Origin of the sequence: Haloferax mucosum ATCC BAA-1512 (genome assembly GCF_000337815.1) — an archaeon.
Classification (GTDB): Archaea; Halobacteriota; Halobacteria; order Halobacteriales; family Haloferacaceae; genus Haloferax; species Haloferax mucosum.
Map to the genome: position 1 here is coordinate 206,287 of NZ_AOLN01000010.1, position 15,507 is coordinate 221,793.

At 57.7% G+C, this 15,507-nt stretch carries 16 protein-coding genes; 8 read left to right on the forward strand and 8 right to left on the reverse strand.

The genetic code is table 11. From position 1 onward, the window contains the following. Positions 1-146: 146 nt before the first annotated feature. Positions 147-317 (reverse strand): hypothetical protein, encoded by a 171-nt coding sequence (locus C440_RS17495; RefSeq protein WP_161605918.1) that lies wholly within the window; start codon positions 315-317, stop codon positions 147-149. A gap of 89 nt (positions 318-406) precedes the next feature. Between C440_RS17495 and C440_RS06575 the strand changes: the two genes are divergently transcribed. Continuing rightward, positions 407-592: a hypothetical protein gene (locus C440_RS06575; protein WP_008319515.1), complete on the forward strand. Its 186-nt coding sequence runs from the start codon at positions 407-409 to the stop codon at positions 590-592. 74 nt (positions 593-666) lie between these two features. Further along, entirely contained in the window at positions 667-1,554 is an 888-nt protein-coding gene (locus tag C440_RS17340; protein ID WP_161605919.1) for a hypothetical protein, read from the forward strand. Here the strand turns inward: C440_RS17340 and C440_RS06585 are convergent. The 3 genes from C440_RS06585 to C440_RS06595 form a co-directional block, all read right to left on the reverse strand. Beyond that, complete coding sequence (locus tag C440_RS06585; protein ID WP_008319518.1) at positions 1,551-2,258, reverse strand: hypothetical protein; 708 nt, start codon at positions 2,256-2,258, stop codon at positions 1,551-1,553. The genes C440_RS17340 and C440_RS06585 overlap by 4 nt on opposite strands. Positions 2,259-2,363: 105 nt before the next feature. Then, on the reverse strand, positions 2,364-2,693 hold the full coding sequence (locus tag C440_RS06590; protein WP_008319520.1) for a DUF7521 family protein: 330 nt from the start codon (positions 2,691-2,693) through the stop codon (positions 2,364-2,366). 108 nt (positions 2,694-2,801) lie between these two features. Then, the gene (locus tag C440_RS06595; RefSeq protein WP_008319522.1) at positions 2,802-4,133 is read right to left on the reverse strand and encodes a hypothetical protein; all 1,332 of its coding nucleotides are present in this window, start codon (positions 4,131-4,133) and stop codon (positions 2,802-2,804) included. Positions 4,134-4,388: 255 nt separating this feature from the next. On the opposite strand from C440_RS06595, the gene C440_RS17345 reads away from it, so the two are divergent. Then, positions 4,389-4,817 (forward strand): hypothetical protein, encoded by a 429-nt coding sequence (locus C440_RS17345; protein ID WP_152417849.1) that lies wholly within the window; start codon positions 4,389-4,391, stop codon positions 4,815-4,817. Positions 4,818-4,948: 131 nt separating this feature from the next. Here the strand turns inward: C440_RS17345 and C440_RS06600 are convergent, their stop codons facing one another. Further along, the gene (locus C440_RS06600) at positions 4,949-5,731 is read right to left on the reverse strand and encodes an ABC transporter permease family protein (protein WP_008319523.1); all 783 of its coding nucleotides are present in this window, start codon (positions 5,729-5,731) and stop codon (positions 4,949-4,951) included. Then, the gene (locus C440_RS06605; RefSeq protein ID WP_008319525.1) at positions 5,724-6,740 is read right to left on the reverse strand and encodes an ABC transporter ATP-binding protein; all 1,017 of its coding nucleotides are present in this window, start codon (positions 6,738-6,740) and stop codon (positions 5,724-5,726) included. Before C440_RS06605 ends, C440_RS06600 begins: the two co-directional genes overlap by 8 nt. 967 nt (positions 6,741-7,707) lie before the next feature. Between C440_RS06605 and C440_RS06610 the strand changes: the two genes are divergently transcribed. From C440_RS06610 to C440_RS06630, 5 genes are all read left to right on the forward strand, one after another. Beyond that, positions 7,708-8,931: a hypothetical protein gene (locus C440_RS06610; protein ID WP_008319527.1), complete on the forward strand. Its 1,224-nt coding sequence runs from the start codon at positions 7,708-7,710 to the stop codon at positions 8,929-8,931. 126 nt (positions 8,932-9,057) lie between these two features. Then, positions 9,058-9,630, forward strand: coding sequence for a hypothetical protein (locus C440_RS06615; protein ID WP_008319529.1), 573 nt, complete (start codon positions 9,058-9,060; stop codon positions 9,628-9,630). Between the two features lie 160 nt (positions 9,631-9,790). After that, on the forward strand, positions 9,791-10,636 hold the full coding sequence (locus C440_RS06620; RefSeq protein WP_008319531.1) for a DUF4129 domain-containing protein: 846 nt from the start codon (positions 9,791-9,793) through the stop codon (positions 10,634-10,636). Next, positions 10,633-12,780, forward strand: a complete 2,148-nt coding sequence (locus C440_RS06625) for a DUF7269 family protein (RefSeq protein WP_008319533.1) — start codon at positions 10,633-10,635, stop codon at positions 12,778-12,780. Before C440_RS06620 ends, C440_RS06625 begins: the two co-directional genes overlap by 4 nt. Next, positions 12,770-13,282 (forward strand): DUF7519 family protein, encoded by a 513-nt coding sequence (locus C440_RS06630; RefSeq protein WP_008319535.1) that lies wholly within the window; start codon positions 12,770-12,772, stop codon positions 13,280-13,282. The genes C440_RS06625 and C440_RS06630 overlap by 11 nt, the downstream gene beginning before the upstream one ends. 194 nt (positions 13,283-13,476) lie before the next feature. Here the strand turns inward: C440_RS06630 and C440_RS06635 are convergent, their stop codons facing one another. Beyond that, the gene (locus C440_RS06635; RefSeq protein WP_008319536.1) at positions 13,477-14,250 is read right to left on the reverse strand and encodes a hypothetical protein; all 774 of its coding nucleotides are present in this window, start codon (positions 14,248-14,250) and stop codon (positions 13,477-13,479) included. 214 nt (positions 14,251-14,464) lie between these two features. Next, positions 14,465-15,157 carry a metal-dependent transcriptional regulator gene (locus C440_RS06640; protein WP_152417850.1) on the reverse strand — a complete coding sequence of 231 codons (693 nt, stop codon included), beginning with the start codon at positions 15,155-15,157 and terminating at the stop codon, positions 14,465-14,467. Positions 15,158-15,507: the final 350 nt, after the last annotated feature.

Genomic DNA, 15,507 nt, shown 5'->3' on the forward strand with positions numbered 1-15,507 from the left:
AGCGGAGCACCACCCTCCGTGTTTACTGCCGGTTGAGTCATGTCTAACGCATGGCTACGTGGACGGCTCGGTGTGAACTGCATCGTCTCTACTCGAATACACGCCCGTTATTCGGCGCGAGGCGAATCCTCGACGGCGGAAATGACCTAGTCGTCTTCGCCGATGAATCCAATGACGACTCCTAGCACGCCGACGGCGAGTCCAAGATTGACGAACAGTTGAAAACTATTTCCACTTTCCTGTACCCAATAAAACCCGCCGAACAGGACGAGTAACAGCGAGAACAACTCGACGAGAATCGCCTTTTGCACGTTCATTACAGCGTCTCGATAGATAGCTGAGCCACTTAGCAGTCTCGATAGATGATATGATAACAAATATATCTTTCCTACAATTCCCTTGGGGTATGGGTTCCCCACTTTCCAATCCGCTTGTTCACTACGGTATCGGTCTGGTGAGTACTGCAGTTATCCTCCTTATCGCCTTCACGGTCGTCGAGGATAGCACCGTTCGATGGCTCATGGTCGGGATTGCGGTCCTCGAACTCGTCGTCACACCGCAGATTCTGAAGCGAGTCGGACACGCGGCATAACTCGGTCCTGAGGCGGAAACGAACTATTAGCTGGCATCTGTCGTCGCGGTGGCTGTGCGTTTTGTTCGTCGTTGATGGTCCCGCAACTGACTCCGGAAAAATTCCACACTCTGGGAATAACCGTCATGACTCGACACAGTCTCGAAGACTCAACACACGTCGTCCGAGCACGCTCCTCAACCGATATCGGTGACATCCTCGAAAGCTCTTGGCGAGTTCTCTCTCCACGCGGGACGACGGTTGAAATCACCGTGCAACACGACGGTCCAACTCTCGATGAAAGCGCGCTCGAACCTTTCTCTGTAGTGTGCACCATCGCTAGAGACGACCCTCACCGAGATAGCATCACGCTGTCTGCGCCACTACCGGATGTCGTGGCTGTTTTCGATCATATATTCGACTCGTCTCCTTCCGGTTCGCTTCCATTTACGAGTCTCACAGTCTTGCGTGATGACGAGTGGCTATCTCATTTCACCACCCGGACTACCGATATGGTCGCTTGGCTCAACCTCCCAGACCGTCGTAACGTCCTCGCTGAGTTACATCGGGAGTTGGCGAACACTAGTGCCATCGTCTGCGAGGAAGAGACCATCGCGTTGTGGCGGGACGGCGAGTATTGGTACGAAATTAGGGGTTGCAACCTCTTCCGATACGACTCTCCTCGTGACCTGTCTGCGTTATCCAAGCGACAGCGAGACACCACAGTAACTCACGTTTCGTACGACCTCATATCCCTAGACGAAATAGCCGTTGAGACGGCGTCTCGAACGCTGTTTCTCTCGTGGGGAACGTACAGTCCACCACGTAAGTTCGACCAAATCTTCACGAAAGTACTCGAATGGCTCTTACCAGACCCTCCCACAGAAATTGTATTCACGGACGAAGCGATGTTCGATGTCGCCGTCGAATATCTGCACACGATTGTACCCGGCTCGTCCGAGGAGTCCACAGCCCCGACTTAGTGTTCTCCCAACTGTGAGATGCCGTCGGGTCGGTGTCCAACGAAGTGAACGAGGTACCGGACCGCAATCCCGAGAATCCACCCGCAGAGTGCGATGGGCGTTCCGACCCCCAGTCCGATGAGCGTCGCCACGCCGACGGCGTTGGGCACCGAAACCACCGTCGGTCCCCAGTAGTACGTGACTTCGGTTCCGTACCGCGTGACCGCCGCGCCGAAAATCGGCGCACTGACGAGTATCGTCGTCGGAACGATGCCATTGTTGATTGCCGAACTCACTGCACCGAGTGCGAGGAGGAAGCCGACGCCGAGGAACACCAGTGCCGTCGGGTTCGTCCCGTCCCACGTCCCGAGGGCCCACTCTTCTAGCGCGTAGTAGCCGAACGTCGAACCAACCCACCACGCCGCCGCGAGCGCGAGTATCGGCGCGACCAGCAGTGCAACCAACGACACGTCTAGTCGGCGACCGAACAGGATACGTCTCACCGGTCCGGTAACGATATCTTTGATTGGCCCGGAGAATAACTCTCTCGTTCGGTTTAGACCCACTACGGTTACGTCGCGGGTACCCTGCCACAGTCGCTTCAGGAGAGTCCCCGACAAAACGACGAGTCGTTTTCCCATTCGGTTGACGAACGCAAGTGCTGCGACGAGGTACGCCAGTCCGGTTCCAACCGCAGACCGGACTGTAGAGGTGCTTACTTCCATGTGAGTCCATACACGTGTCTGGCCTAATACAATTACGCTCGCCGAACTGCCGTAACTGTAGTTGCGGCCTCAGTGAGTGAGTGTCACCGGGACAGCCGCGCGAGGTTACCCTTGGGGGTGACTGTTGGTTGCGATGTGCAGTGAGTAAGCGATGAGCGAGAGTCCGGCGAGTTGGAGGAGGCGGACGACCAATCGGAACACCCACTGATACGTGATTGTCAGATAGAAAAACGACAGTAACCCTTGCCCGACGACGGCGACGAGATACGTCACGCCGAAGAGAATGACCATTCCGGCGGAGAGATATCGCATCGCCGGTTCGTCGTTTCGGCGCAGGCCACGGTACGCTTGGTAGCCGATGTAGACGCCGATAATCGCCGACGATGCCGCGGCGACGCCGGTGAGCAGACTGGCGGCCGATTTAATTTCGAGCATAGGACACCCCGCTCCGAAACGCGGTACGTGTGTTCGGGTTCGGACTGCCTCCAGTACCATCGGAACCGTCTCTTCTCTCGATACTACCGCCGAGTGCACCACTACTCTTCATCGTTGTGTGCCTCCTGAGTCGGGTAACGCTATGCAAAACAACGGGTACGAAACCTCACCCGAAAGAATTACTTTCAACAGCGTCGCGGGACGCGTCTCCCAATCGCTGTCGGGAGTGTCTTCGTCTACCTCAAGCGGTGGCTTCACTCTCACCGCCGGCGGATTACGAAGGTCAACCGTTGCGGTGTCACCGGGTTCAACGGTTTTGCTATCGGTAAAGAGTGGTCCCTCAACCCGCTTGGTGTGTCCCACACCCGGTGCGTCTCGTGCCACGTCGAATGCGAGAGAGATGCGTTCTGCTGGGACCGACTCGCCCACCTCGTGACGGACGACCGCGCTCTCGGAGTCGGTCTCGTAGGTGACGCCCCACGTGACCTGTGGCGGATACGAGGGTTTGACGTTCGAGGGATGGACGCCTGCTTTCGGCGGGATTCGCCCCTCGAACGTCGCCATTCGCCCGTCGAACCTGAGGTCCGAGTTCTCGACTTCACGCGTGAGTACCGTTCCGCCGATGCCACGTTCTTTGAGTCGCTCTTTGGGAACGGTCGTTCCGTCGGGAAACAGGAACGACCGAACGTGGTATGCAGTCTGTTCGTCGAATCGGAAGGCCTCACAACTCATCCAGTATCGAGCACCCTCCAGCGGAGGGGTTAGCTCGACCATCCGACTTTCTCCGATTTTCTCGCTGAGGCGTTTGAAATCGTCGTTCGATTCGTGATACCGAGGTACGTCTCCCGCTTCGGCATCGACGACTAACTCGATATTCGCTCTCTCGTGGTGGTTCTCGTTCGACCAGACGATTGCGTCGTCGCTAACGGCCGCGCGGCGACGTACGTCGGAACGAGAAAACACGTCGTAACCCGTGTACGTATCTGCCTTCTGATAGCCGCCCTCGGCGAGTGTGTCGACGACTGTTTGGCGGTCGAAATCCGCTTCGATGACCGTCCCGAAGGGAGTTTCAAGAATCGTCCCGTACGAGTCGTAGTCGATACCGAAATAGTCGGTCTCTCTGAGTAGTCGCTTTCGAGGAACGATAAATCGAATCGGTGCGGGGTACTCCAGTTTTGACGGCCGCCTGAAGAGGAATCCGTAGTGCTCGTCGTCGAGACCGTCGGCAACCGACGGTGCGGGGAGCCAGCGCCGGTACCGAGGGGGGTCGGCTTGAGGTACGTCGAGTCTTCCGAAGTGCTGTTTCGGCCCGACCGGTGGAAGACCGGATAGACAGCCGCTCGTTGCCCCTGTGAGACCGACGACGAGGGCACCGACGCTTCGTCGGAGAACCGACCGACGACCGTATTCACGATTCGACTCATCTGTTTGGGGACACATTGGTTCGGATTCGAGTTGACTCCCCTCACCTATCTGTTCTCACGATGAACTGCAGTCGGGTACACACCGTCGAATGATTTATGTATCTGGTTCTGTCGGAATTCTATGTCGATGACACTTTTATTGAGATTGTGGGGGAATAGAGAGCGTGAGTCTACCAAGTGATGTATCGATGAGAAGACCGTCATTACTCCGAAGCGACAGAAAAATTTTACTTCTCAAAGAATTTGTTTCACCAATGTCTCATGGGAATCCATGAAGAGAAGAGGATTCCTCGCAATGTCCGCAGTAGGTCTCTTTACCGGATGTCCTGTTTCTGAGAAGAGACTTACAGGGTCGGCGTCAGAGTCCGAGCCTACCAACACCGATGGAGCACAAGTGAGCCTAACTGAAATTCATCTGTGGAATACGCTCTCGGAAAGAGTCCAATTTGAAATTAGGGTGTGGGCCGATGGCCGTACTGCGTTTGGAAAATTCTATTCATTGGAACCTGATGAACAAAAACACATTACAGAGATTTCTGCGAGAGCGCAAGGAGAGTCTATTGTAGTGGTCGGTGGTTACGATGGAGGACATACGAGTATGGGGTATAATTCGTCAGGTGCAGACACTCGTGAGACTGCGTTCATTATCAAGTCAGATGGAGACGTCGCTCTCGACGGAACAGGTTGGACAGAGAGATAACCTCATTTTTGTCGAAGACAGGATGCCACTTTCTCTCCTTTTGTCTCGCCAATACACCTCTATATTCAGCACGCCGTTCCCACCATACTTTGAGGATTTCAACAGGGTCATGTATCCCAATTCGGGCGGGTTCAGTAGTGTCCTAATACACCTCGCTGTCGCGCGCGACGCTGGAAATACGAGAACGCGAGATAACCGACGCTGAGGTACGCCCCCGCGACGACACAGAGGGTCACCAGCGACGAGACTGGAAGCGCCGTAATAGACGTCCCGTCTTCCATGACTTGGGTGATGAGAGCACTCCCGAGAGTGAGCGGGAGGTATTTCACCAATGGATTGACCTGCGGAGAGAGAGCGATAAGCGCCAACAGAGCGAACTGCATGATGTTGAAGATACTGCTGACGCGTTTGTACAGGAGCGCGAGTCCGCCCATGAAAAAGCCGATACCGAGCACCGGGAGCACGCTGAGAACTGCGAGCGGGACGACGCTCACGAGATCGACGGAAATCTGCGCTCCGCTGGTCAGAAGCATGAGTACGAGCACTGCAAACCCGAACATGAAACTGATGAACATGTTGACTAGGGATTTGAGGACCACCACTGAACCCAACCCGATGGGTGACATGCTCAGTAGTTCGAGCGTTCCCCACTGCGCCTCGCGGCTCAAATCGGACGCGACAGCCGAGTACGACCCGACCGCGATGGTCCAAATAAAGAAGCCGACGACGATGCCCGTGAGAGAGTCGTTGATGAGGTTGGGTGCGACAGCTCGCCCGCCGAACACCATCATGGCGAAAAACATGTAGATGGTCACGAGTCGCCCGAGGGTGTTCACGTGATACCGCTTCATCACCGTGAGCGACTTCACGAGCGAGGCGCGGGTGAAAAGCGCCGCCGTTCGGATATCACCCATTGGTCGGTCCCTCCATCACCGCTCTCTCGGTGTTGTTCTGCATCACTTGCAGGTATGCCTCTTCGAGGTCCACGTCGGCGTGATTGACTTTCGCCGGCACGACGTCGTGGTCTCGGAACGTGTCCATCAGGTCGAACACCTCTCGTTTGTGGTCCAGCGTGACCGTCAGTTCCGTTTTCGAAGGATAGTCGGCGAATTCCGCGGTATCGAACCGTCGTTCGATGGCCGTTCGCGCCGGTTGTTCGATATCGTCTTCGACCTCGATTTCGTAGGCCTGCGCCTGGAAGAGGTCAGTGAACGACTGCGTTTCTTTGTCGGCGGCGATGCGTCCGTTCGTCATCACGATGACGCGGTCGCAGAGTTCCTGTACCGTATCCATCTCGTGGCTACTGATGATGATGGTTCGCCCGTCTTCTGCGGCGAGCGCGGCGAGATGGGAGCGGAGTGCTCGCGTCGCTTCGACGTCGAGACCGAGCGTTGGCTCGTCTAAAAATAAAACCGGAGTGTCTTGTGCGAGAACGCACGCGAGCGCGGCTTTCTGTTTCATCCCCCGTGACAACTCTCGGACGGGAACGTTCGCTTTGTCAGCGAGGCCGAGTTCTTCGAGAATCCGTCGCCGTCTGTCGGTGTTCGACCGGGGGTTGATGCCGCGATGGCTCATAAAAAACGACATGTTCTCCTCGACGGTCAGCCTCCAGTATGCGTTTCTGGCACCCTCCAGCATCGCACTGACGCGGCTGTAGACCTGCTTCCGTTCCTCACTCACCTCCGAGCCGTCAATCAGCACCTTGCCAGCATCGGGCTCGACGAGTCCTAATAACGACTTTATCGTCGTCGTCTTTCCGGCACCGTTCGGGCCAAGAATGCCGACGATAGAGCCGCGGTCGATACTGAACGAGATATCATCGACGGCGGTCACCGTCTGGTCGCCGGACGAGTACTCTTTTTTGAGTCCCTCGACCGAGATGAGCGGCTCACGCCTCGATTTCGGTGTTCTCTCTGCGACCATGTATGTATTCTGACCGTACCATATTTCAAGAATTATTAAAAAATTTGGATTCACCCGACTCGACTCTTTTCAGAAGCCGGAGTCTCCGACGCTGTGGCTATCTCTTTCCCACGAACCGCCGTAAACCCGTGTCCGCACCCCGTAGGACAGATACGTTGCTAATCCGAATGCGAATAGAACGGCTACGAGGATGGAGATAAGGGTGCCCGTAACCCCAACCTGACGCCCAACGCGACGTATCCGAGGATTAATCCCGCAATTCCGCCCTGTAACGACCCAAGTAACGGACTTCTTCGGTTTCGGTATCACTCTGCACCGGCGCGATAGGCGAGCTGGCGGTCGTCATACACGACCTTTTTGGCAACTAATTAGAACGTATTGGAATCCTGACTTGGAATCTGTTCCGACTCATCTCCACACGACAATCTGTTCTCTTCCGGACGGGTGGAACGAGAATACTTATAGAGAGTGTGATTAAAACATCATTATGCTTCTGCAATTTCCTTCTTCAGTCGGCGATGTTGGATTGTTCGTCTCACTTCTGTTTTGGGCGGCACTCATACTGGCTGTAGTCCTGATACTCAGACGCGTACTCGGGACTGCGTAGCCGATTTACACTCGACTCGGAATCCGTGTCCGTCGTCGTTCTCGGACGTTGGGTTACAATTGGTGATATAGTTGGCTCGGTGGCAGTTACACCCGTATTGATGTCTGCCCTACGTCTCTCGATATCTGTCGGTCCCACTCGCTCCGTTCCCTCACTCGTCTCGCACAGTTCAGTTACTGCTCCAGAACCCAAACTGGTAGTTGACTGTATTCGAATGCGCGTCTCAGTGGGTAGACTCCATTATTTCGGATAGATTGCATTAATAGTACCGTCGGTAATACCATATGTGTTGTCTATCTAACACTAATCGCCATGTCAAATGATGGTACTGACCAACTGCTGAATCTTGGTCGTCGAAGCATGCTCAAATCGCTCGCCGCCGGTGGAAGCGCCGCAACCGTACTCTCCAGCGGTGTCACGGCGGCAGAACAGTCGAAGACTCCCGGTGGGTCTCTCGAAAACAAAACGGTGTACACCGGCGGTGACGTGCAACTCGGCGTCCCGTCGAAGCGTTCGGTTTCGGCTGTCGAGTCCGGCGTCGATGTCGGACTGTTCGCCGCAGAAACCGGAGAGTCCAGAAAAAAGCAGGTCCAGCTACTCGAAAACGGTGCGACGCTCTGTTTCCTCGGTAACAACGCGAACGACACGCTCGCGGAACTGCTGACGGGAATCGGTCGTTCGAACGTCGCCTCCGGGTTCGAAGACGGTGACGCGTCCAGTGCAGACGACATCGACTACTCGTGGGGGCTCGAATACGACCCGAAAGACGGGACGTATATGGCGGCCGTGCATCCGCGTGGAAGCAAAGGCGTACTCGATACGCACGTCTATCGCCGCAAGACCGAAGAGTCGGTCGGTATCGCCGACCGGGAGTCCAAAGACGCAACGCGCAGAATGCTCTCCGCGGTTGACCGACTTCTCGGGAAGTACGACAAAAACGGGAACAAGGTGGGCGTTGGAACCCAAGAACTGGGAGGTGGATTCGCACCGAAATGCCCGGGGTCCTCCGGTTGGACGTGCCTCGGCGACAGCCACGTCGAAGACATCCACGGAAAGTGGGGTGCCTACGAGAAACGAGTCACCGGCGCGGTCGCCGACGGTGACCACAACCGTTACTTCTCGTTCAGAGTCAATCAGACGATTTCCGCGAGCAAGAACAACGACAACATCGACGGTCACGGGAAGAACGATTCGATGAAGCGGAAAATCGATTTCAACAACGCGACACTCCGAAAACACGGTCCCGAAACGACCCCGGGAAGTACGACGACATCCATCAGCGTCGGCATTGACAGCGAGGGCGTCGCCAATGCGTCTTGGGGCTGGTCGAGCACTAGCTCGAACGTCAGGGTCGTCGAAGACGACATGCCAACGACGGAATCCGTCCGACACAAGTGGAAAATCTCGAAGGGGTCGTCCCCCGCTCTACACAGTGTCCAGGGCCATCCGGGCTACCAGGCGAAGACTGACCTCTCGACGGACACGCTTCGGTACGATTACAAGAGCGTCTGGTGGTGGTACCACCTCGGCGGCGCGATATCGGACAACAAGAAACTCACCGGTAGCGGCAACTGGTCGGTCTAAGTCGTCTTTTCACGGCACAGTATCGCTGTCGCACCCTGATTCGACCTCGCCCTCCGCGCACTTTTTATAACTATATTCTACCATTTAGAACACTAGTTTAAAGCACCAAGACATGGTATTTAGTGTATGGTGCTTGACGATAGCGTCGTCTCACGACGACGCCTCCTCGAAGCGGCGGGAATCTCCCTCTCGGCTTCCGCACTGTCTGGTTGTTCTGCTCTTCGCCCGTCTTCCCAACCCGAGACGGAGACAACATCTGGGACGGCCACAGAACCGGAGACGGTCCCCGAATCAGAGATTCAGCACGTCACCGACGAGGTGGTCGTTGTCGGAGACGACGTTCCGATAGCGTCGTCGCCATCGTCGATTTCGACAACCACCTCGTTGGACGACGGGACAGTCGTTCTCGTCGGGACCGACCCGGCCTACGACGAGGAGACGCTCGGCGCACGCGTCCAGTCCGGCGTTCCCGTCGGCGTCGTCGGAGCGAAGGCAGAAGAGACGCTTATCGACGTGCTCGAAACGACCGATATGCGCTACGGAATCGAAAACCCCGACGGCGACGAGGTGTTTCTCGCAGTCGCACACCCGCGTGAAGACGACGCGGTGGTAGATACACATCTCTACAGAGAGTCCGACGCGTCCGCGGCCTTCGTCTGGAAGCAATTGGACGACACGCTCGCCGAATATTCGGACTAAGCTAATCTTGCTTCCGGCAGTTCCGTCTCTCGTCGCTACGGGCCACTTTCGACTTTCCCTGCCCGTCGGCTGGTCTCGTCGGTTCGCTGTCCGACCGCGTCATTCGCGTTGAAAATGCTTATACACCGACACGCGGACCTGTTAGTCGAGCCATTCAGGTATGAACCGGTCCCACGTGTTCGCCCTCCTTATCACCGTGTTTGCACTCGCAGTGCTCGGTATCGCCGCAGGGACGCTGGAATCCGCGCGCCCGGCGCAAACGACGCAGACAACTCCGGGCGCTCCCGTAACGCTTCACGAACAGGAAGAGAGCGCCACACAGACGAACAGCCCCGGTGGACGACCGCTCATCTCGCTCGCACTGCCTGACACCGACGTGACGGACGGACTCACAGAGAGCGGAGCACAGTCTGGTAGCGTCATCGTCCGACTCGGCCTCGGTATCGCGCTCCTCGTCGCTGGTGGCATACTCGTCTCGTGGAGGCTCACGAGCGGTGACGCCGCGGTTTCCGTCACGGCTGACGACGAAGCGGTCAGCCGGGTCACAGAACCGGAGCCGAGTACGCCAGTCGGGTCTCCCTACGATGCACCGCCGATGAACGACGTCTATCGTGCGTGGCAGTCGATGGTCTCCCTCCTTGACCCCGCCGGCACCGAACCGCAAACCCCCACGGAACTGGCGCGAACTGCGGTCACAGCCGGCCTTCCCGAACCCGCGGTACAGTCGGTAACCGATGCGTTCTGCGCTGTCCGGTACGGCGGAAAGTCCCCAACCGACGAGCGCGAACGACTCGCCCGGGACGCACTCGCGTCGATTCGACAGGCTATGGAGTCCGCGTCGGATGAGGCGTCTGCTTGCGATGTCGCGGACGCATCCGGGTCTCCTGACGATGCCGGTTCCTCCACCGATGCCGATTCTCTCGACGGTGCCGATTCCTCCGCCGAATCCGATTCCGCCTTCCTACCCGTCGAATCCGACGTTCCGCAATCCCCTCCCGAACCATGAGCGGGTCTCGTCGCGCGATTCTCCTCGTCGGTCTCTCGTCGAGCCTCGTGGGCGTTTTCTTCCTCGTGTCGCCAGCGCTCGGGAACGCTGTCTCTCCGACGGGTGTCGTACGCACCGCGCCCGTCGCTTTCATCGGCGTTCTCACCGTCGTGCTCGCGGTCGTCTCTCTCGTCGGCGACGGTGTCGATATTCCGTCGCTGTCAACGTCAGACGGGACTCGACCGACCGCCGCGACCGAACCCCCGTCGCCCGAACGCCGCCCGCGGTACGAACACCCCGGCGCGACGTTCGCACGGCGGCTTGACGCGATTTCGTGGACCGACCGGCGAGAAGACGAACCGACGGCGCGTCTCGAACTTCGTTCCGAACTCCGCGAGATGGCGACCGCTATCCTCTTGCGGCGCGAACAGGTGACTCGCGCGGAAATCGAAGCGCGACTGGACGATGGCAGATGGACCGACGACCCGTCTGCGGCGGCGTTTTTCACCGACGACGCTGTTCCGTCACTCTCGCCTCGACAGCGACTTCGCTCGCTTTGGAGTGGTGAACCGCCGTTCGCTCAACGGGCGCGACACGCTGTCGCCGAACTCGCAACCCGGGCCGGTGACACCCCCGTCGCTCCTGTGTTTGCCGACGCCGCGAAAGCCTCTCTCGACGACGCTCCACCCGTGACGACACGTCAATACGCATCCGTATCGTCCGACTCGGGTTCCCCTGAGAACGCTGTCGGTACCGACGATGTTGGCGGTGTTGACGATGCCGAGAATTTCGACGATGCGGACCATGCCGACGCCGAGCGAACACGGCCCATCCAAGAATCGACACGTGGGACGAGCGGAGTGACCGCGGCGGCGCTCGTAGCTGGCGGTCTCGGAATCATCACACTGCGCCCAGCACTACTTCTCCTCGCGCTGTTCGGAGCCACCATCTCTGGCTACTCACGAATAGCCTCCTTGCCGCCGGAGACGGTCGCTATCACGAGAACCGTCAGCGACACTGACCCCACAGCCGGACAGGAAATCGACGTGACCGTCTCGATTCGGAATACTGGCGACGTGACGCTCACAGACCTCCGACTCATCGACGGCGTTCCCGCCGGGTTGACCGTCTCGGAGGGGTCGCCGCGCTTTACCACCGCGCTTCGACCGGGTATGGAGGTGACGCTTTCGTACACCGTCGAAGCCGCGCATGGTGTCCACACGTTCGACCCCGCCCTTCTGGTCACCCGCGACGTGTCCGGGACCCAAAAGCGCGAGTCGCTCTGTTCGGATTCGTCAACGACGGTTGTCTGTCGCCGACCCGAAACACCTCTCGCCGAGACCCGATTTCGGCAACAGACGACGGCCCATTCGGGTCAAGCACTGTCAGAGACGACCGGAGCGGGCGTTACGTTTCATTCGGTTCGTGAGTTCCGGCCGGGCGACCCACTCTCTCGAATCGACTGGAAACGGAAGGCGAAGACGGGTGAGTTCACGACCATCGACTTCCGGGAACGACGTCGCAAGACGGTTCTCCTCCTCATCGACGCCCGCGCCGAGACCTATCTCGCGGCGAACGGCTGTGACGGGCCACTCGTCCAACGGAGTGCCACTGTCGGTCTGTCGCTCGCGTCGCACTACCTGTCGGAAGACATTCCGGTCGGTCTCACCGCGCTTTCGCCGCGGGCCTGCTGGCTGTCGCCGAACACTGGCGACGCGCACCGACGCCGCATTCGTGAGACGTTGGCCGGCGACCCCGGCTCCGGCTCCGGCTCCGGCTTCGGTTCCGCCCACTCTCCTGTTTCTGGCTCCGGGTCGGACTCGGATTCCGCGTTCGCGTGGCACGCGCCTGCCGCCACGTTCGATGCGACCGAAGTAGTCCGCGAGATTCACCAGCGCGCACCCGTAGACGCGGAAATTCTGTTTATCTCACCGCTCTTTGACGACGAAGCGGTTTCCGTCGCACGTCGTCTCGACGCCTATGGACGTACGATTTCAGTTCTCAGCCCCGACCCAACGGCTTCGATGTCGCCGCTCTCGTGTGGCACCGGGTACGCGTCGCTCACGCGGCGACTCCGGTGTAGCGACCTCCGGGGCGCTGGTATTCCTGTCACCGAGTGGGGCCCGTCCGAATCGCTCGCGGAGGTGCTGAGTCGTGGCCCGTAGGGTCCCATGGATATCAGACGACGCGCCGCCGCTCGTAAGCAGTAGCGTCGCGCTTCTCTCGGCCACCGTCGCGCTCGTCCTCACTGCTGTCTCGACGTACACGCTCGCGGCTGGCGCACTCGGAGCCGTCGTCGCCCTCGTCGGCTTCACCCGCGGGTCTCGCGGCACACACGCGTTGGGAACGGCGCTCCTCGCAGGTTCGATTGTGCTCGCCGGGATGCTCGGGGTCGCCCCGCGATTTCTCCTCGCCGCCGCGTGCTTCGCTCTCGTCTCGTGGGACGTCGGTCGCAACGGATTCAGCATCGTGGCGGAGGTCGGAAGCGAGGCTCCGACGCTCCGTATCGAGCTGTTACACGCAGTCAGCAGTACCGTCGTGTTCGCGCTCGGTTCGAGCGTCGGTTACGCGGTGTTTCTCACTGCAACGGGGACCCAGTCAGTCCTCGCGCTCCTCGCTCTGCTCGTCGGCTCTGTCGCGTTGTCGATAGCGTTACAGGGCGAGTAACACGCCCGGCTTCGTCGTCAGTATGGTTCAATAATTCACAAAAAGGCGTGAAGTCTCTCGCGGTACTCTCGTCGGGCTGTCGATGACAGCGATTATCGTAGCGTTTGCAACTGGTGACGCATCCGATCGAACGACAGCGGTCGGTCGAGTGTGAACTGACTCGCAAACGCTACTATCGCTCCGTCGTCTCGCGTTTATCGTCGTCTCTTGTGTTCCGAAAGCGGTTGTTCGACTCGCGCGAGAGAGCGCGCGTAGAGGAACGTGATAATGGAGTCGAGACGGGACGCAGTCGCCTCTTTGACCGAGTGGTGTGACCCGCATCCACGGTGAGCACCACAGAGGTATATCTTCGACCCCGCCGCGGTGTTCACGATTCGTCGTTGTAGCTCTTCGTCGATATGCTCGCCGTCGTCGTATCCTTGGATGCGCTCCGTGATCTCCTCGAAATTTTCGAACAGTTGGTTCAGCGTTTCTCCGTAGATTCGGTAGTACGCCTCGGGTTCGATCGTTTCGTCATCTTCGAAGACGTTCTCTTCGTGGAGCGTTTCCTCGGAGAGATACTGCAGGTGATAGTCCCCGTACTGGAGGTCAACGCTGTCCGAATCGACTTTTCGAGCCGTCGAGAGCGCGTCGGCGTAGCCGTCGAACCCCATCCCGCAGTAGAACCCGAGTTCCTGTGCGCCTCCTTTCATCCCGAGATACTCTTCGGTTTCGGGTGCCCGGGGGTCGATTGGGAGGTTCGTGCCGTACTCGTTTTCGACGTAGAACCGACTCCACGTCGGTCGCTTTGCTTCGATTTCGTCGATACCTACCACGTCAGCCAGTCGGAAAATCCAGTCCCCGCCGAGCACCTTGTTTGCGAACCGAACGCGTTCGAAGTAGCTTTTGTCCGCGACGCGGTCTCTATATTCGAGGGCGCGTTCCATCGATCCGATTGCCGTTGCGTGTTTGAACGTCAGTGGCGTCATACCAGTTATACATTCTATTGTGTATGATAAATAACTATTCTAGAAATTCTTACTATTCTGAACATTTACAATTTTTCAAATATTGTTCTCTATCTAGTATCCCAGTAACTGTGTATAGAGCCGGGAAATACAATTTCCACGAACTATCGACTATCGCATAGTTTCCTAAAATCAAAAACCAAATATGTATAATTGGTCTGTATAGTCAGATTAATTATTTACTCGAACAGATGATTTGCCGTGCCGTCTCCGTGGGCAATCGTGGTTGACCAGTCGCCGTCGAAACGACGAGTAGCCCGATTGGGGTCCGTTCTTCGACGGTAATCGTGTCGCCCGGTTCGAGTCCCCTACTTGCGAGATATTCGAGTGTTTCGCGGTCTCCTGCCAAGATACGCTGAATCGTGACTGTCGTGTCTTCGTCTACGGTATCGAGATGCACCATCTCTCGTTCGGTGGGTACGTCGAGATTCGCGTCTGGAATCGGGTCGCCGTGGGGGTCGGCTTTCGGGTTGGAGAGGAACGATTCGAGCGAGGTCGTAAACCGCCGGCTGACGTGGTGTTCGAGGCGATCACACTCGTCGTGGACCTCTCCCCAACCGTAGCCGAGACACTCGACGAGGAACGTTTCGAGGAGGCGATGGTTCCGGACGAGTCGCAGTGCGACTTCTCTTCCGGACTCCGTGAGCGCAACCGGTCGGTGCGGTTCCCGGTCTATCAGCCCCCGGTCCGTTAGCCTCGAAAAGATACTTGATACCGACGGCGGTTCGACGTCGAGTTCTGCGGCCAACTCCGAGGTCGATACGCGTTCGCCCGTCGTCTCTTGGAGTCGGTAGATTCCGACGACGGCATCTTCCATCGCAACGGTGAGTTCGCGCAAAGTCGTCTCTGCGGCGCTCTTGGGTGGCATCAGTTACCTGGCTCCGGTAGCGGACAGTTCCGTGTTTTTCGTGCGGCGTTCGTCCGACCCGAAAGGAGTCTGCTGGCCGCGAAACTGACGTGACTGGTTCTTACGATAGACCGCCTACAGTATCTCTCTAAACACGCATGCCGCTTTTCGACGTTTGGAAGTATCGAAGCTCTGTTACTCCTGCTCGCGTCCGGAGCGCTGTGTCTCTGTTGTCCTTCCATAGGTCTCTTGCTGGCTATTGATTCTCTACCAAAATATAAAATAATATCTACCAAAGATATTAATTAGCCATGTCTAATTTAATTGGTCATATTATACCCTGGTTCGAATCTGTGAATGAGTTCTCTATC